This is a genomic window from Nonomuraea roseola (assembly GCF_039535395.1).
In the GTDB taxonomy this organism is placed as follows: Bacteria; Actinomycetota; Actinomycetes; order Streptosporangiales; family Streptosporangiaceae; genus Nonomuraea; species Nonomuraea roseola.
The window spans coordinates 12,335-34,987 of sequence record NZ_BAAAXC010000003.1; the positions used below are offsets into that span (position 1 = coordinate 12,335).

Here is a 22,653-nt window from a genome sequence, read left to right on the forward strand (position 1 = left end):
AACGACTGTCTGGCCAGGGCGCGCAACGGCGATCCAAACCTCGCGTTCGGGTAAGCGCTCGCGGGGAGTCACGCCGCCCGGATCACCCGGGGGTCGGGGTGTCGCCGTACGACTCCAGCAGGGCGGCCAGCGTGGCGGCCAGGTGCTCGCGCTCCTCCTGACCGAGGGCCTCGAGGAGACGGGCCTCGTTGGCCACGTGCAGAGGCAGGACCCTGTCGATCACCTCGAGCCCGCGATCGGTGAGACGGATCTTGACCGAGCGTCGGTCAGCGGTGTCGCGCACCCGCGTGACCAGGCCTTTGTCCTCCATCCGGTCCACGCGCAGGGTGATCGCGCCCGTGGTGACGAGGGAGGTCTTGAGGAACGTGCCGGCGGTCAGCTCGTACGGCTCGCCCGAGCGCCGCAGGGTGGACAGCACGTCGAACTCGCCGGGCTCGAGGCCGTGCCCTGCCAGGAAGTCCTTGATCTCCTTGTCCCACATGCGGGAGATCCGCATGATCCGGCCGACGACCCCGATCGGCCGGATGTCGATGTCGGGACGCTCGCGGCGCCACTGCTCCAGCACCGCCGCCACCGCGTCGGCCATGAACCCTCCCACGGGAACTAAGTGAGCACTCATCTAATTGACACTCACACAACCACTGATTATCTTAGCGCTCATCTTATCAGCAACGACCTTACGAGTGGGGACCGACCATGCCTTTCATCCCAGTCCGCGACACCGACGTCCACTACGAAGCCGAAGGGCAAGGGCCCGGCCTGGTGCTGGTCCACGGCACAGGCGGCGACGCCGACAAGGTCTTCGGCAACGTGGTGCACCACTTCAGCGCCACCAGGACCGTCGTGCGGCCCAACTTCAGCGGCAGCGGGCAGACCACCGACGACGGCACGGAGCTGACCGTCGACCTGATCACCGATCAGGTCGCCGCGATCACGCGGCAGGCGGTACGCGGCCCCGTGGACCTGCTCGGCTTCTCCCTCGGCGCGGTCGCGGCCGCCGCCGTCGCCGCCACCCATCCCGAACTGGTGCGCAGGCTCGTCCTGGTCGGCGGCTGGGCGCACTCGACCGCCCCCCGCGACCGGTTCTACTTCGAGACCTGGCGCAAGCTCCTCGACACCGACCGCGAACTGTTCAAGCGGTTCTCCACCCTGACCGGCTTCGGCCCGGCCACCCTGAACGCCTTCGGCCACCAGGGTCTCGCCCACTCCCTGGCCGACGAGTGGCCCCCGCCCGGCATCGGCCGCCAGATCGACCTGGGCGCCAAGGTCGACATCCGCGACCTGCTGCCCAAGATCACCGCACCCACCCTGGTCATCGGCCTCGCCGGAGACAACATGATCCCGGTGGACGGCTCGCGGCAGCTGCACGCCGCGATCCCCGGCAGCCGCCTGGTCGAGATCGAGGACGAGGGTCACATGGACTGGTTCGCCGACCCCACCCGGCTGATCGACCTCACCCGCGCATTCATCGACGCGCCCGACGCGACCGTCTAGACCTCACCTCAGGAGTCAGAGATGTCCTATCCGGATCCCCGCTACCTCGGCGAAGACGGCGAAGTCAACGCGCTCTTCCGTCCCGCCACCACCGCCCCCGACTTCGTCTCGGCGCCCGTGACGTCCTCAGGACCCCGCGTCAGCGGGGGAACCGCCTACCACTACCTGTCCACCACCGCTTCCACCGGCGGGGAGTACGGCCTCTACCGCGTGGACATGGGCCCGGAGTTCGGCGGCCCGAGCACCCACTTCCACAGGTCGATGTCGGAGTCGTTCTTCATCCTGTCGGGCACGATGCGGCTGTTCGACGGCGAGCGCTGGGTCGACGCCACCGCGGGCGACTACCTGTACGTCCCGGTCGGAGGGCTCCACGCCTTCCGTAACGAGTCGGGCGAGCCGGCCTCCATGCTGATGCTCTTCGCCCCCGGCGCTCCCCGCGAAGAGTACTTCGAAGGGATCACCCGGCTCGCCGGACTCGACCCTGCGGAGCGGGCCGAGTTCTTCCTCCGCCACGACAGCTTCTTCGTCTGACCGCGGACCTGCCGATCACGGACCTGCCGCGCCTTTGTCCCGCTGCGGCCCCGCGCAGGCGTCACAGGCTCGCGTCGCGGTGGGTGGGGCGGCCGTCGAGGACCGTGAGCAGCACGGGCAGGTCGGGCAGGTCGGTGGCGGCGGTGGTGAGCGGGTCGTCGGCCAGGACGGTGAGGTCGGCGCGGTGGCCGACGGCGAGCCGTCCGGCCTCGTGCTCCTCGCCCGCCGCGTGGGCGGCGTTGACGGTCATGCCCTGGAGGGCCTCGAGGGCGGTGAGCGCCTGCTCGGGACCGTGCGGCGGCAGGCTCAGATCGCGGCTCGGCCGCCGGTGGCGGGCCCCGGCCATCACGCCCAGCGGGGGGAAGGGGGCGATGGGCCAGTCGGAGCCCAGGACGACCCTGGCGCCGGAGTCCCACAGGTCGCGGCAGCGCCAGGCGCGCGAGGCCCGCTCCTCGCCGAGGCGGCGCGACCAGTTGTCGGTGTGGTCGGCCCTGGTGTAGTCGCAGCAGTGGGTGGGCTGCATGGACGCGATGACGCCGAGCCGGGCGAAGCGGCGCAGGGTGTCGTCGGGCACGGTCTCGATGTGCTCGACGCGGTGCCGCACCCCGCGCTCGCCCGTGGCCATGGCCTTCTCGACGGAGTCGAGGACGTGCCGTACCGCAGCGTCACCGATGGCGTGGGTGGCCGTGGGCACCCCCGCCCTGTGCAGTTCGCCGACGATGTGGGTGTAGGCCTCGGGGTCAGGCCAGAAGGAGTGCGTGGACTCGCCGTGACAGTCGGGGCGCTCCAGCCAGGCGGTGCCGTTGTCGACGGTGCCGTCCATGAAGAGCTTGACGCCCTCCGTCCGCCACAGCGCCCCGCCCGCGCCCTGCTGCTCGATGAGGGCGCGCAGCGCGGCGGCGTCGGCGCCCGGCTGGCACCAGGGCGCGACGCGCAGCCGCACCGGCAGCTCTCCGGCGGCGTCGAGCTCGGCGTAGAGCGCGAGGCTGTCGCCGTTGGCGTCCATGGCGTGGCCGCCGGTGAGCCCCGCGGCCGCCATGTCCCGCAGGGCGGCGGCGAGCCTGGCGCGGCGCTCGGCGTGCGTGGGCCGCGGGGCGGCGCGCTCGACGAGTTCGCAGGCGGCGTCCTCCAGGAGCAGACCGGTGGGCCGGCCCGCGTCGTCGCAGACGACCTCGGCCGCCTGGGCGAAGGCCCGCGGCCCGTCGACGCCCGCGAGTTCGAGCGCGCGCGGGCTGGCCAGCATGGAGTGGGCGTCGAAGAGCAGGAGGAGGGCCGGGACGCCGTCGAGCACAGGGGCGAGGGCGGCGGCCTCGACGGGCCGCTCCCCGAAGACGTTCGGGTCCAGGCCCCAGGCGTGCAGCCAGGCGCCGGGCGCGAGGGTGCGGACCTCGCCGGCCAGCGCCTCGCGCACCGCGTCGAGGTCGGCGCAGCCCGAAAGGTCCAGCCCGTGGGTCAGCTCGGCACCCGAGACGGGGTGGAGGTGCCCGTCGACCAGGCCGGGGGTCACCACGGCCCCCCTGAGGTCGATCACCGTCGTCGAGGGGTCCGCGAGGGCGCGTATCCGGCGGTCGTCGCCCAGGGCGGAGATCCGCCCTCCGGACACGGCCAGGGCGGTCTGCGGGAGGAAGCCGCCGGTGAGGGGGTCGAGCAGGCGGGCGGAGAGCAGGACGAGACGGGTGCGCACAGCGGTTCCTCGAAGCACGGGTAGGGAGAGGGTCAGTCGGAGGCGGCGAGCGTGCCGCTCGCCAGGCCGAGCTCGCGCTCGGCCGTGGTGACGGCCATGCGCGTCACCGCCTCGGGGCGATTGCCGGTGTCGGTGTTGGCATGGACGCCGAGGCCGTCGAGCACGACCAGGATCTGAATGGTCGCCACCTCGGGGTCGTCCGTATGGAACTCCCCCCGCTCGACGCCCTGCCTGATGAGCTCGCCCAGCCGCCCACGCCAGGCGGCCTCCTGCTCGGCGACCCGGTCGCGCAGGACGGACCGGTAGCGGCTGAGGTGCCGCGCGTTGATCCAGAGCCTGCTGATGTCGTCGTAGGCCTCCCCCTCGGCGTGCTCGAAGAAGCGCGCCAGGTGCTGCGTGGCTGTCGCTCCGGACCGCTCGGCCGGCAGGAGCGCGTCGAGCTCGGCGCTCGCCGCGCTGCCGAACGCCTCAGCCACGAGGTCCTCCGCCGAGGGAAAGTAGTGGCTGATCAGCCCCGGCCGTACCCCGAGCGCCTCGCCGATCCGCCGCAGGGTGACGCACTCGAGCCCTTCGGTCAGGGCGACGGTGGCGGCCGCGTCGACGATCTCCGCCCGCCTGGCGGCCGGAGCTTTCCTCATTCGCTTGCCCTGGACGCTTGACGACATACCCGGGATGTTATTGAGTGTGCGACCAATAAGCAAGCACGTGGGTACGACCAGCACCGGAGGGCTCCATGGCGGCCACGATCCCCGACCCGCGTCCAGACACGCACACCGCACACGAGACCCCGCCGCCCTCGAACCGGCCCGGCCGCATCGAGGTTCACGGCATCGACCACATCGCCGAACACGAGCGGCACGGCCGCGCCCGCGAGCTGTTCACCGTCTGGGCTGCGGCGAACGTCAACTATCTGAGCCTGGTGGTCGGCGGCGCCCTCATCCTCATGGGCCTGAGCCTGTGGCAGGCCCTCGTGGTGATCGTCGCGGGCAACCTGTTCTGGGTGGCGGTCGGCCTGCTCGCCGTCTCCGGCCCCGCCTCGGGCACACCGAGCGAGGTGGTCATGCGGGCGATGTTCGGCATCCGCGGCAACCGCGTGAACATCGCGGTCACCGGCTGGGTGATCTGCATCTGCTACATCGCGCTCAACATGGCCGCGGCCGCGCTGGCCGCCTTCTCCCTCGTCGGGAAGGCCGGCATCGCGCCGACCACCGGCGTCAAGATCGCCGTCGTGGCGGTCATCGCCGCTCTCACCCTGGCCATCAGCGTCTACGGGCACGCCACGATCGTGAAGCTCTACCTCCCGATCACCGTGGTCCTCACCGCCGCGTTCGCCGTCGTGGCCTTCAGCGTGCTCGGGCACGCCGACTTCGGCTACGAGCCCGCCGAGCCGCTGACCGGCGGCGCCCTGTGGGCGACGCTCGTCGCGGGCGTCACCCTCATCGCCTCGGGCCCGCTCTCCTACACCAACAGCGCCGACTTCTCCCGCTACCTGCCCCGCGCGACCTCCCCGAGGGCGATCGTGGGCTGGACCGCGCTCGGCGGCTTCCTGCCCAGCGTCGTCGTCACCTCCCTGGGCGCGTTCGCCGCGACCGCGGTCGACATGACCGACCCGCAGACCGCGCTGGAGACGATCCTGCCCCGCTGGTTCACCCCCTTCTTCCTGCTGGCCCTGGTGCTCGGCACCATCTCCCTCAACGCCATGACGGCCTACAGCTCCGGCCTGGCCCTGCAGGCCGTCGGCGTCCGCATCCGCCGCTCCCTCAGCGTGATCGTCGACGGAGTCCTCGCCGTCGCCCTCACCCTGTACGCGCTGCTCGTGTCCAACTTCCTCGACACCGTCAGCAGCGTCCTCCAGCTGACCGTCGTCCTGCTCGGGCCCAGCATGGCCATCTACGCCACCGACATCCTGCTGCGCCGCAACCGCTACGACGGCCTCGCGCTCACGGACGAGAGCCCCGGCAGCCCCTTCTGGTTCACCGCGGGAGTCAACCGGGCCGGCGCCCTGGCGCTCACGCTGGGCACCGCCGCTGCCGCGCTCTGCGTCAACACCCTGTACACCGGCCCCCTCGCCCACGCCATGGGCGGGCTGGACCTCGCCCTGCCCGTCGGCGTCGTCGTAGCCTCGGCCGTCTACGCGACCCTGACGCGGCGCTCCCGCGCCGGCCTCGGCACGGCGGTGCGCGCGTGAGCCGCCGTACGGTCCTGCGCGTCGCGGGAGACAGCCCGAAGCGGCGCGGCCACGACCGGGGACGTCAGGCCCGCGACGGGATCGCCCGCACGTGGCGCGTCTACGACGACCTCTTCACGACCGTCGCGGCGGCGGGCGGCATGACGCTCGACGTCCCCGCGCTCGCGCTGCGCACGGTCGCCGCGACCCGCGCGTGGGCGCCGGAGCTGGCCGAGGAGATGGAGGGGGTCGCCGAGGGCGCCGGCGTGCCGTTCTGGGTGGTGGCCGCGCTCAACGCACGGACCGAGATCCTCGCCGAGGCGGGTGCGCCCCGCGCGGGCGAGTGCTCCACGCTGGTCCACAGCGGCGCCCGCACCACCGGCGGCCAGTGCTGGGACTGGCACGAGGAGCTGGCCGGCTCCTGGCACGTCCAGGCGGTGCGCGGCGACACCTGGGGGTTCGCGGGGATCACCGAGTACGGCATCCTCGCGAAGATCGGCGTCAACGAGGCCGGCGTGGGCGTGCTGTTCAACATCCTCGGCCACACCGACGACGCGGCCACCGGCGTGCCCGTCCACCTCGTCGCCCGTCACGTGCTCGGCACTGCGGGGTCGTTCGCTGAGGCGATCGGCATCCTGACCGGCGCCCCGGTCTCCGCCTCCACCGTCATGAGCGTCGTGACCGCCGACCTGGCGGCGTCCGTCGAGACGAGCCCTGCGGGCTCCGCCGTGATCACGCCGGACGACGAGGGGTGGCTGGTGCGCACCAACCACTTCCTCGATCCGGTCCTCGCCGCCGGCGAACTGCGGGGACGGCGGGAGCCTGAGACCTACGATCGACACCGCCTGCTCACCGCACGCGTCCTCGGACGCCCTGGCCCGGACGACCCCGGCGACCTCGCCGGCCTGCTCAGCGCCCACGGCGACGACGGCGCGGAGGTGTGCTGCCACGCCCCGTCCGAAGGCGCGCTGGGCACCCGATGGGCCACGCTGGCCACGGTGGCGGTCGAGCCGGTGGAACGGCGCCTCGTGGTGCACGAGGGCGGTCCTTGCTCGGCCCGGCCCTCGACGTGGACGACCGTCACCGCACCACCGCGCCGAGCCGCTTGTATGTGAGCATACATATATGTTCGCGCCAGCACATGCCCTACGATGAGGGCATGACGAACGAGCCGACCTCAGCCGACGAGCTGCTGGACGCCGTGGGCCCGGCGTTCTCCAAGCTGCGCCGTACGTCATTGCTGGAGGTCGAGAACCCGATCTCGGCCAAGGACCTGAGCAGGACCCTCGTCCTCAACTTCGTCGAGGAACTGACCAAGGACCCCGACAAGGAGATCACCGTGGGGTCGGTGGCCGAGTTCCTCGCCGTGGACCCCTCGGTCGCCAGCCGCATGGTGAGCGACAACATCAAGGCCGGTTACCTCATCAGGGCCGCCTCCCAGCAGGACGGCCGCCGCACCGTCCTGCGGCTCAGCCCGCAGGGCGCCGAGCTCATGGCGCGCTTCAGGCGGCACCAGCGCTCGGCGTTCGAGTACATCACCGCCGACTGGTCCGAACACGACCGCCTGGAGTTCGCCCGGCTGATGCTCAGATACGTCGACTCACTGGCCGCCCTCAGCAGCCGAGGCCCGTCCGCCGAGCCGCCCCGGAGCCCATAGCGCCGCCTCGGGTCGGGAGCGGGCCGGCAGCCTGGCTCGGAGATCTCACGCACCTTTCGCCTCATGCTCAACTTCCGTACGCTCATCGGCCTCGCCCCCGATGGATCTTCGAGGGTATGCACGGCCCTTCAACGGACGGATCACACATGAGCAGATGGCGCGCGCTGCCCGCGTTCGCAGTTCTCGGCGCCACGCTGGCGGCCACCTCCGGTACGGCAGGCGCCGCCGAGGCCGGTGGCCGCCGCGGCTTCGACCTGCAGGCGCACAGGGGCGGGATGGGTCTGGTCGTCGAGAGCACGCTCCCCGGTTTCGCCAACGCGCTGGAGCTGGGGGTCAGCACGCTGGAGCTCGACATCCAGATCACCGAGGACGGCCAGGCCGTCGTCACCCACGACCGGCGGATCAGCGGCAGGGTGTGCCGCGACACCGCGCCCGCCGTACCGGACGATCCGGAGTTCCCCTACGTCGGCAGGTACATCAACACGCTGACCCTCGCCCAGGTGAGAACGATGGACTGCGGCTCGGCGACCAAGCCGGAGTTCCCCGGGCAGCGGCCGGTGCCCGGAGCCAGGATGGCGCTGCTTCGCGAGGTGTTCGACCTGGTCAACCGCTATCGCGCGCACCGGGTCGCGCTGAACGTCGAGACCAAGGTCGAGGCGGGCGCGCCGCACGAGACGGCGCCGAGGGAGCAGTTCGTGCAGGTCGCCGCGGAGGAGATCCGGCGCGCAGGGCTGCTGCGGCAGGTCACCGTCCAGAGCTTCGACTGGGGCGCCCTCATGCGGATGCGGGAGGTCGAGCCCCGCCTGCCGATCGTCGCCCTGACCAACCGCGACTTCCTGCAGACCGGACGGCCCGGCGCCTCGCCGTGGCTCGGCGGGATCGACATCGACGACTTCGGCGGCGACCCGCTCAAGGCCGTCAAGTCCTTCGGCGCCGACGCGTTCTCGCCGGTGCACGGGTTCCCCCAGAACGGGAAGATCACCGACCCCGGCTACCAGCCGTACGTGACCAGGGAGATGGTCGAGCAGGCGCACGGGCTCGGGATCAAGGTCATCCCGTGGACGATCGACGACGAGCCGACGATGAACAAGCTGATCGACGACGGGGTGGACGGCATCATCACCGACTACCCCGACCGGCTGCGGCAGGTGATGGCCGAGCGAGGGTTCAAGCTGCCCAAGCAGTACCGGCCCAGGGGGCACCACCTGGAGCCGTGACCGGCGGGTCCGCGGCATGCCTCGTCCGGGCCGCGCGCCAGGACGAGTCGGCGTCGCGGACCCACCTTCTCGGACCCGCCTTCGCGGCCGGGCGGGCAGGGCCGGGCGGGGCCTGGCTCAGGGCTGCTCGACCGGCGGGAGGCAGACGGTGAGAGCGCCGGGGACGACCTTGGCCTCGAGCTCGGTGGTGGCCTCGCGGTCTCCGCCGTCCAGCTCGTACGTCAGCGGGGCGCCGAACGTGGCTGACACCTTCCTGGCGCGGGTGATCCGGACGAACGGGGAGTCGTCGGAGCGTCCCGTGGCCATCCTGCCGATCACCCTGGCCCACTGAATCGGCCCCTTGGCGGTGGAGACGCCGACCTCCAGCCAGCCGTCGTCGGGCCTGGCGTCGTCGAACGCCTCGATGCCGGCGGCGATCGTGCTCACGTTGCCCAGCAGCAGACAGCTGGCCTCCCCGTCGAACCACGTCGTCCCGTCAATCGTGATCTTCATGGGCACCAGCGGGCCGCCGACGTGCCGTACGGCCGCCTTGACGTAGCTCAGCTTGCCGAGCCGCTCCTTGGCCTGCCCGTCGGCGTCGGCGATCATCTCGGCCTCGAACCCGGCGCCCGCCATCACCGCGAAGTGCTCGCCGTTGAGCACGCCCAGGTCGAGCTTCTCCCGCCGTCCATGGAAGCCGATCCGCACCGCCTCCTCCAGGTCGATGGGGATGCCGAGGTTGTTGGCGAACAGGTTCGCGGTCCCGGCAGGGAGGATGGCCATCGGCACGCCCGAGGTGGCCAGCTCGTCGGCACACCGTTGCACCATGCCGTCGCCACCCCAGACGAAGACCAGGTCGGCGCCCTTCTTGAGCGCCTTGCGAACCTTCTTCGGCGCCTTCTTGCTCTTGGGCACCTCGAACCAGAGCAGGTCTCCGACGTCCTGTTCGGTGATGAGCGTGCGCAGCCTGTCCAGGCCTGCGCCGAGAGTCTTCTTGCGATGCGCGACAACCGCCACAGTGGGGGACATGTCCTTCTGGCTACCCTCAGCGCCGCCTTTCAGGCAGGAATCAATTCCCCCTGCCGGGGTAGCCGAGCGCGAATGCGCATCGAGGAGAGGCCGGAACTGTGAGGCGGCAATGGCTCAGGACCCGCGTCGGCAGGGACCGCAGTCTGGGGCTGCGGCTGACGATCGCGAGCTTCGCGGCGGCGCTCGTCATGATCCCCTTCAGCCTGCTGCTCGTGGTGGCCAAGATGCCCGTCAACGGGCTGGACGCCCAGGTCGCCAGGGAGCTGCACGCGTACGCGCTCGCCCATCCCGACGTGACCAGGCTGCTCATCGTCTGGTCGGAGCTGTTCGGGCCGTGGCCATGGCGTGTCGCGGTCATCGCCTACGCCGCCTGGCTGCTGTACAGGGGAGCGCCGAGACTGGCGGTCTGGGCGGTCACCACCATGGTCGTGGGCGGGCTGATCGGCCTGGCCCTCAAGATCGTCGTTGCCCGCGCCAGGCCGCACCTGCCCGATCCCGTCGCGCTCGCGCCCGGCGACTCCTTCCCCTCGGGCCACACGGTCCACGTGACGCTCGGCGCGGGAGTGATCGTCCTTCTCCTCCTGCCCGTGCTGTCGCGGGCGGGACGGGTCGTGGCCTGGGCCGTCGCCGCTTTCCTGGTGCTGTCGGTCGGCTACACCAGGATCGCGCTCGGCGTGCACTGGGTGAGCGACGTGGCCGGAGGGATCGTGCTGGGCTCGGCCGTCATCGCCGCCACCGCGGCGGCATTTGAGACCTGGCGGCGTGAGCAGGGCCGCAGGCCCGCCTCGCCATTGGCCGAAGGAGTGGAACCCGAGTCGGTGAAGGTGATGCATGACCAGAACTGAGCACGTGAAGTACTACGCTCTGACGATTTTACTGCCCATGATCCTGATGGCCGGGGCGACGTTCGGCGTGGGCAAGCTGATCCTCGCCCTGCCCAGCGGTGAGGCGGCCGTGAGCCGGAGCCTGGCCGCCGACCGCACCTCGTTGTGGAACGCGCTCACCGATATCGGCAGCAGCCTGTCGGACACCCCTTACATCGTTGCGGCCACCGCGATATGCGCGATCATCTTCAGACTCGTGTACAAGCGCTGGCGCGAATCCGTCTTTCTCATCGCGGCCGTCTGGAGCCAGTCGCTCGTCTTCCTGGCCACCACCATGATCGTCGGACGGCACCGGCCGCCGGTGCGCCACCTCGACGAGGCCCCGCCCACCAGCAGCTTCCCCTCCGGGCACGTCAGCGCTGCCGTCGCGTTCTACTGCGGGGTCGCGCTCATCCTGAGCTCGCATGTCCGCAACAGGGGGCTCCAGGTGGTGATCTGGGTGCTCGGGATCGCCGCCCCGCTCGCGGTCGGCTTCTCCCGCGTCTACCGCGGCATGCACTTCCTCACCGACGTCCTCTGGGGCCTGCTGCTCGGCGTCGGCTGCGTCGTGATGGCCGCTCGCGCGATCCTGTACCGGCGTGAGAGGCAGCGCCGGCGGGCCTCGGAGCTGGTCCGCCCCGCCTAGCCTGCGGCGACTGGTTCCTCGAAGGCGAGGAACCAGTCGCCGATCCTCAGGTCCTGCGCCAGCGCGCCTCTCCCAGGCAGTATCCGGCGAACAGCAGCACCCCGAGCGCCACCACGACCAGCAGCCACGGCCCCGCGGGGGTGTCGGCGAACGCCCTGAGCGTCGCGTCGATGCCGCCGGCCTTGTCCGAGTCGAAGGTGATGGCCGCCTGGATCACGAAGACCCCGGCCAGCCCGGCGATCACCCCGCGCGCGATGTAACCGGCGAGCCCGAGCCGATCCATCACCGAGCCGGCCCGCGGCGGCATCGGCCTGAGCTGTTTGCGGAACTCCTTCTTGATTCCGTAGCGCACCCAGTAGACGCCGAGCGCGACGATGCCGAGCCCGATCGCCCCCACGATGATCTGTCCCGCGGGCAGTGCGAGCAGCTTGCCCGTCAGGTCCTGGGAGGCCTTGTCGTCCGATGTGCTCTCGCCGGACAGCAGCATGGTCAGCAACGCGATGCAGATGAACGCGTAGACCACGACCCTGCTGACCGACTCGATCCTGTCCTTGGCCCTGCGGGACCCGAAGATCGCCTCACAGGCCTGCCACACGGTCAGCGCGGCGAACCCCACGACCATGATCCACAGGATCACGGCCCCGAACGGCAGCTCGGCGACCGTACTGATCGCGCCGTTCTTGTCGGCCTCCCGACCGCCCTCGCCGAACGCGATCTGGAGCGCCAGCACCCCGATCAGCCCGTAGAGCACGCCCCGGCACACCAGCCCGACCCGCGCTAACTTGTCCATCGCCGGGCTGTCCGCCGCCCGGCGGGCCATGGCCTCAGCCTCACTCATGAATTCTCCCGAGAGTCGTCAAAGACCCTCGAACTGCCCTCGATCGCGCGTTCTAGGCCCTGATCAGCTCCGCGCTCCCTCCCGATCGTCCATGACGCCGAAGGTGGAGGCCCGGAACAGGAAGGAAGCCCACGAGCGGTAGGGCCGCCACGTATCGGCCAGCCTGCGGTAGGCGGCCGGTGGCGCGTCGTGCGGCAGGCCGTACACCTCGCGCAGGGTCGCGAACAGGCGCGGCTCGTCGCCGGGGAACGCGTCCGGCGCGCCCGCGCCGCGGATGAGGATCAGGCCCGCGGAGAACGGGCCCACGCCAGGCAGGGCGCGCAGTTCGGCCAGCGCCTCCTCCGGCTCGAGCGCGCGCAGGTGCTCGGCGGTGAGCACGCCGTCGAGCGCCGCGCGGGCCAGCCCGTGCACCCACTCCTCCTTCTGCGCGGGCAGGCCGAGGCCGCCGGCCTCCAGCAGCGTGACGGGCGGGGGGAAGGCGGCGTACACCTGCCCGTCCACGGTGACCTTCGCGCCGAACCGCTCCGCGATGCGCTGCTTGATCTTCGAGGCGATGAGCATGGAGGAGCGCTGCACGATCACCGCCCAGCACGCCGCCTCCCACGGGCTCCAGAAGCACACGGGCCGCAGGCCTGGACGGCGCTGCTGCAGGTCGCCGAGCACGGGGTCGGCCTCCCCCAGCTCGGCGAAGCCCGTGCCGTCCACGTCGAGGGAGAGGATGCGCGCCACCTCGCCCCTGATCCCCGGACCCGCCGCCCTCGTCGTGGCGACGGCGACCCCGCCGGGCGCGGCGGTCACCGTCACGCCGATCGGCAGCCAGTCCGACTCCGCGCTGTAGGCGAAGCGCAGCGACCGCCCGTCGGAGGGCAGCGCGCTGGTGGCCGGCCAGTCCTCGACGAAGCGCAGCGAGGCGCCGAAGTCGAAAGGGCCCTCGGCTGTGAGCGTGAATCCGTGCGTGGTCATGCGCGTATGGTAGGAGGCCCTCCGACCGGCCGGGACGTGCTAGGCGCGGTTCGCCGCCCGCACGACGGAGGCCACCAGGCGGCGGTTCTCCGGGGCTCCGCCTCCCCCGCCGAAGGAGAAGCGGCGGCGGGTGTAGGCGTAGGCGATGCCGCTGCGGGGGTCGGCGAAGGACTGCGCGCCGACCGCGCCGCTGTGGCCGAAGGCGTCCGCGCCCAGCTCGGGATAGCGGACGGCCTGCGCCTCGAAGCCCAGCAGGAAGTGGTCGCGCTCCCCCGTGACCAGGTCGGGGCCCGTGGAGTGCGGCCTGGTGAACTCCGCGAGGGTGCCGGGTTCGAGGAGGGGCGGCCTGCCGTCGATCTCGCTGATGGCGGCGGCGTACATTCCGGCCAGTCCCCTGGCGTTGCCGACGCTGCCCGACGAGGCCGGGCCCAGCGCCCGTACCGTGCGGGTGTTGGCGAAGGCGGCCAGATCGGTGGGCGGCGTGGCGTTGAGGTTGAAGGCGATCCCCATCAGGCTGTCGGGGGCCGGCGCGTGCGCCTCCGCCATGGCGCGCTCGTCCGGCCGCAGCGGCTGGACCTCCACGTAGCGGGGTTCGAGCGCCTCGGGCAGGCCGAGGTAGAAGTCCAGCCCGTACGGCGCGCGGACGCGCTCGTCGTACACCTGCTGGAGCGACTGTCCCGTGGCGCGGCGGACGACCTCACCGATCAGCGCTCCGATCACGAACGCGTGATAGCCGTAGCCGGAGCCCGGCTGCCAGTACGGCCGCTGTCCGGCGAGCCGGGCGGCGAGCAGGCGGTCGTCGGCCAGCTCCGCCGCGGTGAAGCCGCCCTCCACGCCGATCAGCCCGGCGCGGTGCGCCAGCAGGACCCGCAGGGTGAGCTCGCCCTTGCCCTCGGCGGCGAACTCGGGCCAGTAGGAGGCGACGGCCGCCTCCAGCTTCAGCGTGCCGTCCTGCACGAGCAGGGCCGCGACCAGGTGCGCCGCGCCCTTGGCGGAGGAGTACAGAGCGTGCAGCGAGTCGCCGGAGACGCCGTCGCCGGTCCAGAGGTCGACGACCCGCCTGCCGTTCAGGCAGACCGCCAGCTGGGCGCCGAGCCCGGCCTCGCCGTCGGCCACGGCGGCGAACTCCGCCCTGACCTCCTCGAACCCCTCCGACACCGTTCCGTGGATCTTCGACATGCTCTTCTCCTTCCAGACACCGACGACGGCGGGGTGATGTCTTCGCCGTCCTCGCGGTGCGCACCTGGCCCCGTGACCGCGCGTACGATCATCACACGCTGGAGCGTCCCGCCCCCGAGGCGGGGGGCGCAGACGAAGCCAGGATGACCCTGACGCAGGGAGATCAGGTGCGGCTCAGCTCTGCTCCTCTGCGCCCGGGGGGGCGGCCGTGCGGTGTTCGGTGCGCCGGAGCAGCCGCTCGGCCTGACCGACGATGTCGGCCAGGCCGTGGCTCGTCGCGTCGGGGTCACCGGATGAGGCCGGGCCGATGAGCATGCGGTACATCGCCGCGCCCACGACCATGTCGATCACGGCGTCGATGTCGGCCTCCTCGGCCAGCCGCCCTTCCCGCCTGGCGCGCTCGAGCGCGGCGTGGATCACTCGGCGCCGGGGCAGGATGTAGTGCTCGCGGTAGGCGGCGAGCAGTGACGGGTAGCCGATGCTGGAGCCGATGAGCTGGGCGAGCACGGCGCGGAAGCGCGTGTCGCCGAACGTCCGTTCCCACGAGTCCATGAGCCGCTCGTCGAGCGGTGGACCCTGCGCGTCCGCGGCCGCCCAGATCTCCTCCTCGGGCACGAGGGTGCGGGCCTGCTCGATCGCCTGGATCAGCAGCTCCTCCTTCGAGGACCAGCGCCGGTAGATCGTCACCTTGGCCACGCCCGCGCGCTTGGCGATCTGCTCGAAGTTCGCCCCTTCCACGCCGCGCTCCACGAACAGTTCCAGCGCGGCTCTCATGATCTGCTCGTCGGCCTCGGGGTCGCGCGGCCGTCCTCTGGTGCGCCGGGTGGAGGTCATCGGAAGGCCACCTGCCCGACGCCCGCGCCGGAGGAGGACGGCACGAAGTGGGGCGCCTGGCCCGGGCGCAGGCGCCAGTCGGGCGTGAGGACGGTGTCCATGTGCCGGCGAAGGGCCAGCACCCCCGCCGCGTCGGGCCTCCCCTGGGAGAACGCGGATGCGACCGCGTGCCGGTAGCGGGTGTTGTCGTGGGCGAACAGCGGCACGGTGTCGGTGGCCGAGACCAGCAGCCGTTGCACGCGGCGGGCGGCCTCGACCTGATCGGCGGTGTCCGCGCCGCCGATCGTCATCTGGCGTACCTGGTCGACGGCCAGATGGGGCAGCGTGTAGAGGGTGTCGCCCATGAACAGCGCGCTTGCGCCGTCCATGCGCACCAGCACGCACATGTGGCCGGGTGAGTGCCCCGGCGTGGGCAGGAGCACCACGCTGCCGTCGCCGAAGTGGTCCTGGCTGTGGGGGAAGGCGAGAAGGGGGCCCGAGTCGAAGGCGGGGAAGGACAGACGCTCCTTGACCAGGTCGAAGGAGTAGGGATAGAGGACGCCGTCGTTCCAGTCGCGCCGGTCCATCACCACCGTCGCCCGGGGCAGGGAGCGGAGACCTCCCGCGTGATCGTCATGGACGTGAGTGAGGAACACGGTCGCGATCTCCTTGACGTCGTAGCCGAGCCTGGCCACCTGGACCCGCAGGTCCTGGCCGGCGGCCAGCCTGTACTCGTGCCGCTCGGTCAGCAGGCGCGAGGCCATGCCGCCGTGGCCGTAGTACCCATCATGATCGTGCGCCTGCTCCCAGCTGACGCCGGTGTCGACCATCATCAGCCCATGCAGGGGGTGGTCGATGAGATAGGCGTAGACCGGCACCGCGATCTGCGCCTTGTCCAGCAGGGTACGCGTGTAGCCGGTCAGCCCCTCCCAGCCGTCGAGGCCGCCGTAGAACTGGCCGTACGTGACGACGGTGTCGCCGGTGTGCAGGGGGAAGACCCGTACCGAGCCGCCGGCGCGGCGCCGCCTGGCGCCCGGGGCTCGCACCGCCTCCTCCAGGTCCTTCGCGCCCTGTGCCAGCAGGTCGCGGCGATGGCGATCGACCCGGCTGACGGACAGCCCGCTCAGCGCGCCGAGCGCCAGACCGGCGCCGCCGAGCAGCAGGGCCCTTCTGGAGCGCCCTGCGGCCGCGCCGGCCGTGCCCCGCCTCCCCCGCAGGCCGACGACCAGCGCCCCCGCCAGGGCCGCCGCGCAGGCGAGGCCGAGCAGGACGGGCACGTCGGTGACGTAGAAGACGACCGCGAAGTAGAGGCCCAGCGTGGCCAGGGCGGCGGGAGCGCCGAGGAGCGCCAGCGCACGGGTGCGCGTGGAGCGCCGTCCCAGCGCGTGAGGCCACAGCAGCCCGATCGCGAGGCCGAGCACCAGGAGGCCGTAGGCCACGATCAGCGGTGCCGGCACGTCCTTCAGTCGCAGGACGACCAGCCAGGCGGCGCTCACCGCAAGGGCCGGCACGAGTAACGCGATCTTGCAGAGGATCTTCATCGATCGTTCACCTTCATTTATGTAAACGCAAACGGATGCGTTTACATAATAGGGCCGCCGAGAGCTGCTCAATTCCCAGCAAACCCAGAGATTGCGGACATTGATCGTTAGCATGTCCGGATGCTAAGCACCCAAGCGCCCGAGCAGACCCGGCAGCGCCTGGCATGGCTCGACGCTCTGCGCGGCATCGCCGCTCTCCTGGTGGTCTTCGAGCACGCGCTCAAACCGCTGCTGCCTGAGGCCAGGGTGCCGGTCAAGGCGCTCTTCGAGCCCGGCTGGTACGGCGTGATCGTGTTCTTCCTGGTCAGCGGCTACATCGTGCCCGCGTCGCTGGAGCGGCGAGGCAGCGTGCGGGCCTTCTGGATCTCTCGCCTGTTCCGGCTGTATCCACTGTTCGGTGTGTGCGTGGCCGGCATGGCGCTGCTGGTGGCCGTTGGATGGGACGGCCTGCACATCTGGTGGAGCGATCGACCCGCCTCCATGGTGCTGGGTCATCTGACGATGCTGCAGAACCTGCTGTACGTGCCGAACCTGGTCAACGTGCTGTGGACGCTGTCGTACGAGATGGCCTTCTACCTGCTGCTGACCGCGATGTTCACGCTCGGGGTGCACCGCAGGAGCGTCACCGGCGCCCTGGGCTTCGCCGCCGTGGCGGTGCTGGGCGCGGCCGCGTTACCCGTCAAGCTGCTGTCGGCCGGCGGTGCCGGCCGGATGCTGACGGTCGTGCTGGTGGTGACCGCGCTGGTGGCGGGCGGCCTGGCCGCCGTGCTGAAGGGCTCGGCCCCGGTACGGCGCGCGGGTGCGATCGTCCTCGGGGTGACCGTGCTCGGCCTGCTGGCGGTCAATCAGAGTTATCCGGACCCATGGCAGGGGCTGCTGATCCTGGCCACCATGTTCGCGGGCACGGCGCTGTATCGGGCCGAGCAGGGCGAGATCTCCTGGACGGCGGCCGGATGGGTGGTTCTGGTGCCGCTGGCCTGGACAGGGCTGGCGTGGGGAGAGCTCGGCCTGCAGACGGCCATGGCCGCCGCCTGGCTCACTTTCGCCGTGGGGATGAGGCTGCGACACAGGCGGGTGCCGCGGCCTCTGGCGTGGCTGGGGCTGGTCAGTTACTCGATCTACCTGCTCCACCCCCTGCTGCTGGAAAGCGTCGAGCGGTTCTGGCCAGAACCGCTGGTCGTGCCGCTGGGCCTGCGGCTGGTCGCGCTGGCGTGCGTGGTGGGGGTGCTGCTGGCGCTCAGCGCGCTGACCTGGCGCCTGGTGGAGGCTCCGGCCCAACGGCTGGGCAGACGCCTCGCCTCCGCCTCCCCTCGACCCGGGAGAGCCAGCTGACGGGGGGACAGGAACTCTCCTGTTGGAGTGCCGCCGGGCGGGAGAGGTTCAGCTGAGGGAGAACCGCTCGGCGAACGCGGACATCTCCTCGCGCTGCCGGTCCGGTTCCGCGGAGGTGGCGCTGACGACGACGCGCGTCACGCCCTGGGCGGCGAGCGCCTCGACCTGTTCGACGGTCATGTCGATCGAGCCCGGCCGCGTGTACTCCAGCGCCTGCGCGCTACGACCCGCTTCGGCGGCGGCCGACCTGGCCAGGTCCAGCTGGAGGGCGCGCTCGTCCGGGTGGAGCGCGCCGCCGGGGTGGTAGCCGTCGCCGCGTCGCCCCGCGCGGCGGGCGGCCGCCCTGCTCGATCCGCCGACGTGGATCGGCAGGCTCGTGACCCCGTAGGGCTTGGGGTACTGGCACAGGTTCTCGAAGGCGAAGAACTCCCCTTCGAAGCTGACGCCCTCCTCGCCACCGGCCCAGAGCAGCCGCATCACGTCGATCGCCTCGTCGGCGCGACGGCCGCGGGTGGCGAAGTCCACGCCCATCGCGCGGGCCTCCCCCGGCAGGGCGCCGAGCCCCACGGTCAGCAGCCGCATCCGTCCCCTGGACAGCACGTCGATGGTCGCCAGTCGCTTGGCCAGCACCACCGGGTGGTGGTACGGCAGCAGCAGCACGCCCTGTACCGAGCAGGATCCGCCGCGTGGCCGCGGCCACGAAGCTCAGGCAGTCGAGCGGATCCACATACGGCAGCGAAGGCGGCAGCTCGTACGGCCCCACCATCGCACCGGGATACAGCGCGATGTGCTCGGGCAGGTACAGCGACTCGAAGCCGCACTCCTCGGCATGGCGGGCATAGGCCACGATCCGGTCGGGGTCGACACCGTAGTAAGGCGTGCTGTAGCTGATCCCGAACTTCATCTCATTCCTCCGGTCTGCGACGCGCGACCGTCTCCGCCGCAGCGGACCCCGGCACCGGAGCCGAGGACGGCGCGCGCGCTCACGGTAGAGCCCTGTCACCGGTGTCAAGGCAAGTGGCGCGAGCGGCTTGGCCGTGTCCTGGCCGTCGAGCCGGGGTGGTCCGGGTGCGACGGTAATGTACTGTCCTCCATCGTTGAGGGCTTGAGGAGATCTTTTCGTCATGGGCGCGAACCACGCGCACGGCCCCGCCATCCCCGCCTCCCGCCGCACCGTGTGGTTGACCCTGGCCGTGATCATCCCCCTGGCCCTGGGCACCGTCATCGGGCTGATCGCGCTCTGGCCTTCGGACAAGCCCGGAGCCGGAGCCGCCCCCGGGCTGGAGCGACTCACCGGCACGATCACCTCGATCACCCTCAAGCCGTGCCCCGAGCTTCCCCCCGAAGAGGGCGTCGCCGCGGGCACCGAGCAGCCACCTCCGGATCCGGCCTCCTGCGGCGATGCCGAGATCCAGCTGACCAGCGGCGCCGACGCGGGACAGCGCATCACCACCGACCTTCCCAGCGGCCCTGGAGCACAGCGGTTCGCCGAGGGCGACGACGTCGTGCTCGTTCACACCCCTGACAGCACGCTCGACGCGTCGCCGTACCTGCTCTCGGACCACGACCGGTCGACGTCACTGTGGATCATGGGCGCGGCCTTCGCGCTCGCTGTGGTCGCGTTCGGCCGCTGGCGCGGCGTGACGGCGCTCGTGGGCCTCGGCGTGACCTTCACCCTGCTGCTGCTGTTCGTGATTCCCGCCATCCTCGCGGGCGAGCCGCCACTGGCGATCGCCATCGTCGGCTCCGCGGCGATCATGCTCGCGGTGCTCTATCTCACCCACGGGTTCACGCTGACCACCTCGATGGCGGTCCTGGGCACCCTCAGCAGCTGACCCTCACCGGGCTGCTGTCCTACGGCGCGATCGGACTCGCCCAGCTCAACGGCATCACCGACGAGAGCTCGCCTCTACCTGGACATGAGCTACCGCATCGACGCTCAGGGACTCCTGCTCGCGAGCATCCTCATCGGCTCCCTCGGCGTGCTCGACGACGTCACCGTCACCCAGGCCGTCACGGTCACCGAACTCGCCCACGCGAACCCGTCCTACGGCTTCCTGCAGCTGTACAGGGGCCCGCAGGCAGGGTCGGGCCGCGCGCAACATCGCGTCGGTGATCAACACGATCATCCTCGCCTACACTCCGGCGCCTCTCCCTGCCGCTGCTGCTGCTCATCAGCGTCGCGAAGCAGCCGCTCGGTGAAGTGCTGACCAACCCGCTCCATCGCCCAGGAGATCGTCCGCAGCGTCGTCGGGACGCTCGGCCTCATCGCCGCCGTCCCCCTCACCACCGCCCTGACGCGCTCGTCAGCTCCCGGCGTCCCGGCCTCGACCACCACGGCGACGCCTCGCCGGCGTCCCGGCACCGGCGACGCGCGAACGACCTGCCGGAGACGGCCGCGCCATCTCCAGGCGTGCTCGAGCCCGCTCATGACAGGCCCCGGCCTGTACGGCACGACCACGGCTTCTGGGACGATCCCCGCGATCAGTGACGCGCTGCGGTCCCCCGGACGCGCGGCGATAGCGTTCCCGATCATGATGGAGCACACAGGCGTTGACGCCGGGCCGGCCGGGGCGGGCAGGCTCCTCGCGGAAGTCGCCGAGGAGGCGGAATACGCGCGGGATCCGGCGGACAAGGCGCGTGCCGTTCGCGAGGCCGTACAACGGCGGTCCAGCGGGTGGATCCCGCAAGCCTGGAGGCGGCGGTGGCGCCTCGCCGTGCTGGGCGGCGCCGAGCTCCGCGGGCCACATGGTCAACCGCGTGGACACGGGCTGGTGGGAGGAGGACTCGAAGCCCATCGCCCGGATCCCGCCCGAACGGCGCCGGCCGCGCTCTCGTGGATGAGGCGGTGTCCGCGCGGGCCCGGCACGTGCTGTCCCTCGACCCGACCAACAACCTCGCCGCCTACCTCGAAGGGCTGGCTCACGAGTGCGGCGGCGCGCACGAGCGGGCGTTGGGCGGCTATCTTGCGGGCGCTGGAGCTCGATCCGTGGGACCTAGGGCGCGCTGACCCGCGCGAAAGCGCTCGACGGGTGGACTGGGCGGTCGTGGACCTCGACGAGCCGTCGCCCGGTTCGCGCCTGCCGTCCGGACAACCGGTACGCGCCGACGGCCGCGTCCACTTCGACGGACGGCAACGACCGTCGAAGGAGTGTCGTTCGAGAAGCGTGCGAGGGATCTTCGTCGGGCGAGCCGTCCGGCGGGCCGGCGTCGCTGGTCGACCGCCGTCAGCCCGGGGGACGCCAGAATCCGGTGTCGCGATAGCGCCACCAGTACAGGACAGTGCGGTCGTCCGCCACGCGGCCAGCTGGACGGCCTGAGGCTCGAAGCGGTCGCGTTCGGGGTCGATGGGGCGCCAGCTCGGGTCCCAGCGGTTTCATCGTCCCTGGGTGGACGGACGTGTCCCAGTGATCGCTTCGTCGCATGCTCCGTGGTCCTGAAAGTGCTGCTGGGCCCCTCGATCAGGGGATCCGGTTGGCCCCTGCGACCCGTAGGCATCGCAGCTGAACCGCGTCGTCCTCCCCAGAAGCAGACCGTGCAGATCTGATGGGAGCCGAGGCGTTTCTCGCACCCGGGAACACCTGGGCGACGGCGGTCGTGAACCCTTCCGTCAGGATGACCGGCATGATCCTGAAGTATCCCTGCGTATGCTGCGGCCGTCTGACCATGGAGGAGCCGCCCGGCTCCCATCAGATCTGCCCGGTCTGCTTCTGGGAGGACGACGCGGTTCAGCTGCGATGGCCTGACCGGGTCGCAGGGGCCAACCGGATCCCCCTGATCGAGGCCCAGCAGCACTTTCAGGACCACGGAGCATGCGACGAGCGATCACTGGGACACGTCCGTCCACCCAGGGACGATGAACCGCTGGACCCGAGCTGGCGCCCCATCGACCCCGAACGCGACCGCTTCGAGCCTCAGGCCGTCCAGCTGGCCGCGTGGCCGGACGACCGCACTGTCCTGTACTGGTGGCGCTATCGCGACACCGGATTCTGGCGTCCCCCCGGCTGACGCGGTCGACCAGCGACGCCGGCCCGCCGGACGGCTCGCCCGACGAAGATCCCTCGCACGCTTCTCGAACGACCCTCACTCCTCGACGGGTTCGTGCCGTCCGTCGAAGTGGACGCGGCCGTCGGCGCGTACCGGTTGTCCGGACGGCAGGCGCGAACCGGGCGACGGCTCGTCGAGGTCCACGACCGCCCAGTCCACCCGTCGAGCGCTTTCGCGCGGGTCAGCGCGCCCTGGTCCCACGGATCGAGCTCCAGCGCCCGCAGATAGCCGCCCAACGCCCGCTCGTGCGCGCCGCCGCACTCGTGAGCCAGCCCTTCGAGGTAGGCGGCGAGGTTGTTGGTCGGGTCGAGGGACAGCACGTGCCGGGCCGCGCGGACCGCCTCATCCACGAGAGCGCGGCCGGCGCCGTTCGGGCGGGATCCGGGCGATGGGCTTCGAGTCCTCCTCCCACCAGCCCGTGTCCACGCGGTTGACCATGTGGCCGCGGAGCTCGGCGCCGCCCAGCACGGCGAGGCCCACCGCCGCCTCCAGGCTTGCGGGATCCACCCGCTGGACCGCCGTGTACGCCTCGCGAACGGCACGCGCCTTGTCCGCCGGATCCCGCGCGTATTCCGCCTCCTCGGCGACTTCCGCGAGGAGCCTGCCCGCCCCGGCCGGCCCGGCGTCAACGCCTGTGTGCTCCATCATGATCGGGAACGCTATCGCCGCGGTC

General features: G+C 71.4%; 24 protein-coding genes and 2 pseudogenes. 12 read left to right on the forward strand and 14 right to left on the reverse strand.

Annotated features, from left to right (window positions below; all coding sequences use genetic code 11):
- Positions 1-82: 82 nt before the first annotated feature.
- The gene (locus ABFX55_RS00675; protein WP_346116581.1) at positions 83-586 is read right to left on the reverse strand and encodes a MarR family winged helix-turn-helix transcriptional regulator; all 504 of its coding nucleotides are present in this window, start codon (positions 584-586) and stop codon (positions 83-85) included.
- A 110-nt stretch (positions 587-696) separates the two neighbouring features.
- Between ABFX55_RS00675 and ABFX55_RS00680 the strand changes: the two genes are divergently transcribed.
- Together ABFX55_RS00680 and ABFX55_RS00685 are read left to right on the forward strand one after the other, a co-directional pair.
- Positions 697-1,494 carry an alpha/beta fold hydrolase gene (locus tag ABFX55_RS00680; protein ID WP_346116583.1) on the forward strand — a complete coding sequence of 266 codons (798 nt, stop codon included), beginning with the start codon at positions 697-699 and terminating at the stop codon, positions 1,492-1,494.
- A 21-nt stretch (positions 1,495-1,515) separates the two neighbouring features.
- Entirely contained in the window at positions 1,516-2,025 is a 510-nt protein-coding gene (locus ABFX55_RS00685; RefSeq protein ID WP_346116585.1) for a cupin domain-containing protein, read from the forward strand.
- 61 nt (positions 2,026-2,086) lie between these two features.
- Here ABFX55_RS00685 and ABFX55_RS00690 read toward each other — a convergent pair whose 3' ends face one another.
- Both ABFX55_RS00690 and ABFX55_RS00695 read right to left on the reverse strand, forming a co-directional pair.
- Entirely contained in the window at positions 2,087-3,709 is a 1,623-nt protein-coding gene (locus tag ABFX55_RS00690) for an amidohydrolase (protein WP_346116586.1), read from the reverse strand.
- 32 nt (positions 3,710-3,741) lie between these two features.
- On the reverse strand, positions 3,742-4,347 hold the full coding sequence (locus ABFX55_RS00695) for a TetR/AcrR family transcriptional regulator (protein ID WP_346116588.1): 606 nt from the start codon (positions 4,345-4,347) through the stop codon (positions 3,742-3,744).
- A 95-nt stretch (positions 4,348-4,442) separates the two neighbouring features.
- Here ABFX55_RS00695 and ABFX55_RS00700 point away from each other — a divergent pair, with 95 nt between their 5' ends.
- The 4 genes from ABFX55_RS00700 (at position 4,443) to ABFX55_RS00715 (ending at position 8,750) form a co-directional block, all read left to right on the forward strand.
- Positions 4,443-5,897, forward strand: coding sequence for a purine-cytosine permease family protein (locus tag ABFX55_RS00700; protein ID WP_346116590.1), 1,455 nt, complete (start codon positions 4,443-4,445; stop codon positions 5,895-5,897).
- Positions 5,894-6,991: a C45 family autoproteolytic acyltransferase/hydrolase gene (locus ABFX55_RS00705; protein WP_346116592.1), complete on the forward strand. Its 1,098-nt coding sequence runs from the start codon at positions 5,894-5,896 to the stop codon at positions 6,989-6,991. The genes ABFX55_RS00700 and ABFX55_RS00705 overlap by 4 nt, the downstream gene beginning before the upstream one ends.
- A gap of 44 nt (positions 6,992-7,035) precedes the next feature.
- On the forward strand, positions 7,036-7,533 hold the full coding sequence (locus ABFX55_RS00710; RefSeq protein WP_346116594.1) for a MarR family winged helix-turn-helix transcriptional regulator: 498 nt from the start codon (positions 7,036-7,038) through the stop codon (positions 7,531-7,533).
- Between the two features lie 146 nt (positions 7,534-7,679).
- On the forward strand, positions 7,680-8,750 hold the full coding sequence (locus ABFX55_RS00715) for a glycerophosphodiester phosphodiesterase (protein WP_346116596.1): 1,071 nt from the start codon (positions 7,680-7,682) through the stop codon (positions 8,748-8,750).
- A gap of 117 nt (positions 8,751-8,867) precedes the next feature.
- On the opposite strand, the gene ABFX55_RS00720 is transcribed toward ABFX55_RS00715, so the two are convergent.
- Positions 8,868-9,758 (reverse strand): diacylglycerol/lipid kinase family protein, encoded by an 891-nt coding sequence (locus ABFX55_RS00720; RefSeq protein WP_346116598.1) that lies wholly within the window; start codon positions 9,756-9,758, stop codon positions 8,868-8,870.
- 98 nt (positions 9,759-9,856) lie between these two features.
- Between ABFX55_RS00720 and ABFX55_RS00725 the strand changes: the two genes are divergently transcribed.
- Both ABFX55_RS00725 and ABFX55_RS00730 read left to right on the forward strand, forming a co-directional pair.
- Positions 9,857-10,603 carry a phosphatase PAP2 family protein gene (locus tag ABFX55_RS00725; protein WP_346116600.1) on the forward strand — a complete coding sequence of 249 codons (747 nt, stop codon included), beginning with the start codon at positions 9,857-9,859 and terminating at the stop codon, positions 10,601-10,603.
- The gene (locus ABFX55_RS00730; RefSeq protein WP_346116602.1) at positions 10,590-11,267 is read left to right on the forward strand and encodes a phosphatase PAP2 family protein; all 678 of its coding nucleotides are present in this window, start codon (positions 10,590-10,592) and stop codon (positions 11,265-11,267) included. Before ABFX55_RS00725 ends, ABFX55_RS00730 begins: the two co-directional genes overlap by 14 nt.
- A gap of 46 nt (positions 11,268-11,313) precedes the next feature.
- Here the strand turns inward: ABFX55_RS00730 and ABFX55_RS00735 are convergent, their stop codons facing one another.
- The 5 genes from ABFX55_RS00735 to ABFX55_RS00755 form a co-directional block, all read right to left on the reverse strand.
- A complete protein-coding gene (locus ABFX55_RS00735; RefSeq protein ID WP_346116604.1) occupies positions 11,314-12,105 on the reverse strand; it encodes a DUF1206 domain-containing protein in 792 nt (263 codons plus the stop codon).
- Between the two features lie 63 nt (positions 12,106-12,168).
- Positions 12,169-13,068: a DNA-3-methyladenine glycosylase family protein gene (locus ABFX55_RS00740; RefSeq protein ID WP_346116606.1), complete on the reverse strand. Its 900-nt coding sequence runs from the start codon at positions 13,066-13,068 to the stop codon at positions 12,169-12,171.
- A gap of 39 nt (positions 13,069-13,107) precedes the next feature.
- Positions 13,108-14,247: a serine hydrolase domain-containing protein gene (locus ABFX55_RS00745; RefSeq protein WP_346116608.1), complete on the reverse strand. Its 1,140-nt coding sequence runs from the start codon at positions 14,245-14,247 to the stop codon at positions 13,108-13,110.
- Between the two features lie 174 nt (positions 14,248-14,421).
- Positions 14,422-15,081, reverse strand: a complete 660-nt coding sequence (locus ABFX55_RS00750) for a TetR/AcrR family transcriptional regulator (protein WP_346116609.1) — start codon at positions 15,079-15,081, stop codon at positions 14,422-14,424.
- Positions 15,078-16,601, reverse strand: coding sequence for an N-acyl homoserine lactonase family protein (locus tag ABFX55_RS00755; protein WP_346116610.1), 1,524 nt, complete (start codon positions 16,599-16,601; stop codon positions 15,078-15,080). Before ABFX55_RS00755 ends, ABFX55_RS00750 begins: the two co-directional genes overlap by 4 nt.
- Positions 16,602-16,721: 120 nt before the next feature.
- On the opposite strand from ABFX55_RS00755, the gene ABFX55_RS00760 reads away from it, so the two are divergent.
- Positions 16,722-17,933 (forward strand): acyltransferase family protein, encoded by a 1,212-nt coding sequence (locus ABFX55_RS00760; protein ID WP_346116611.1) that lies wholly within the window; start codon positions 16,722-16,724, stop codon positions 17,931-17,933.
- A 48-nt stretch (positions 17,934-17,981) separates the two neighbouring features.
- Here ABFX55_RS00760 and ABFX55_RS00765 read toward each other — a convergent pair whose 3' ends face one another.
- Both ABFX55_RS00765 and ABFX55_RS00770 read right to left on the reverse strand, forming a co-directional pair.
- Complete coding sequence (locus ABFX55_RS00765) at positions 17,982-18,593, reverse strand: TIGR03619 family F420-dependent LLM class oxidoreductase (protein ID WP_346116612.1); 612 nt, start codon at positions 18,591-18,593, stop codon at positions 17,982-17,984.
- A gap of 58 nt (positions 18,594-18,651) precedes the next feature.
- A pseudogene (locus ABFX55_RS00770) lies at positions 18,652-19,158 on the reverse strand (hypothetical protein); the annotation flags it as partial.
- Here ABFX55_RS00770 and ABFX55_RS00775 point away from each other — a divergent pair.
- Positions 19,058-20,143: pseudogene (locus tag ABFX55_RS00775) on the forward strand (YibE/F family protein). The pseudogenes ABFX55_RS00770 and ABFX55_RS00775 sit on opposite strands and share 101 nt — an antisense overlap.
- On the opposite strand, the gene ABFX55_RS00780 reads toward ABFX55_RS00775, so the two are convergent.
- Positions 20,059-20,469, reverse strand: a complete 411-nt coding sequence (locus tag ABFX55_RS00780; protein ID WP_346116630.1) for a hypothetical protein — start codon at positions 20,467-20,469, stop codon at positions 20,059-20,061. The pseudogene ABFX55_RS00775 and the gene ABFX55_RS00780 overlap by 85 nt on opposite strands.
- A gap of 312 nt (positions 20,470-20,781) precedes the next feature.
- On the opposite strand from ABFX55_RS00780, the gene ABFX55_RS00785 reads away from it, so the two are divergent.
- Together ABFX55_RS00785 and ABFX55_RS00790 are read left to right on the forward strand one after the other, a co-directional pair.
- The gene (locus ABFX55_RS00785; RefSeq protein ID WP_346116614.1) at positions 20,782-20,943 is read left to right on the forward strand and encodes a hypothetical protein; all 162 of its coding nucleotides are present in this window, start codon (positions 20,782-20,784) and stop codon (positions 20,941-20,943) included.
- Positions 20,944-21,557: 614 nt separating this feature from the next.
- Positions 21,558-21,941, forward strand: coding sequence for a CPCC family cysteine-rich protein (locus ABFX55_RS00790; protein WP_346116616.1), 384 nt, complete (start codon positions 21,558-21,560; stop codon positions 21,939-21,941).
- Between the two features lie 75 nt (positions 21,942-22,016).
- On the opposite strand, the gene ABFX55_RS00795 is transcribed toward ABFX55_RS00790, so the two are convergent.
- Together ABFX55_RS00795 and ABFX55_RS00800 are read right to left on the reverse strand one after the other, a co-directional pair.
- Positions 22,017-22,139 (reverse strand): hypothetical protein, encoded by a 123-nt coding sequence (locus ABFX55_RS00795; RefSeq protein WP_346116618.1) that lies wholly within the window; start codon positions 22,137-22,139, stop codon positions 22,017-22,019.
- Between the two features lie 183 nt (positions 22,140-22,322).
- Entirely contained in the window at positions 22,323-22,628 is a 306-nt protein-coding gene (locus tag ABFX55_RS00800) for a hypothetical protein (protein WP_346116620.1), read from the reverse strand.
- Positions 22,629-22,653 lie beyond the last annotated feature (25 nt).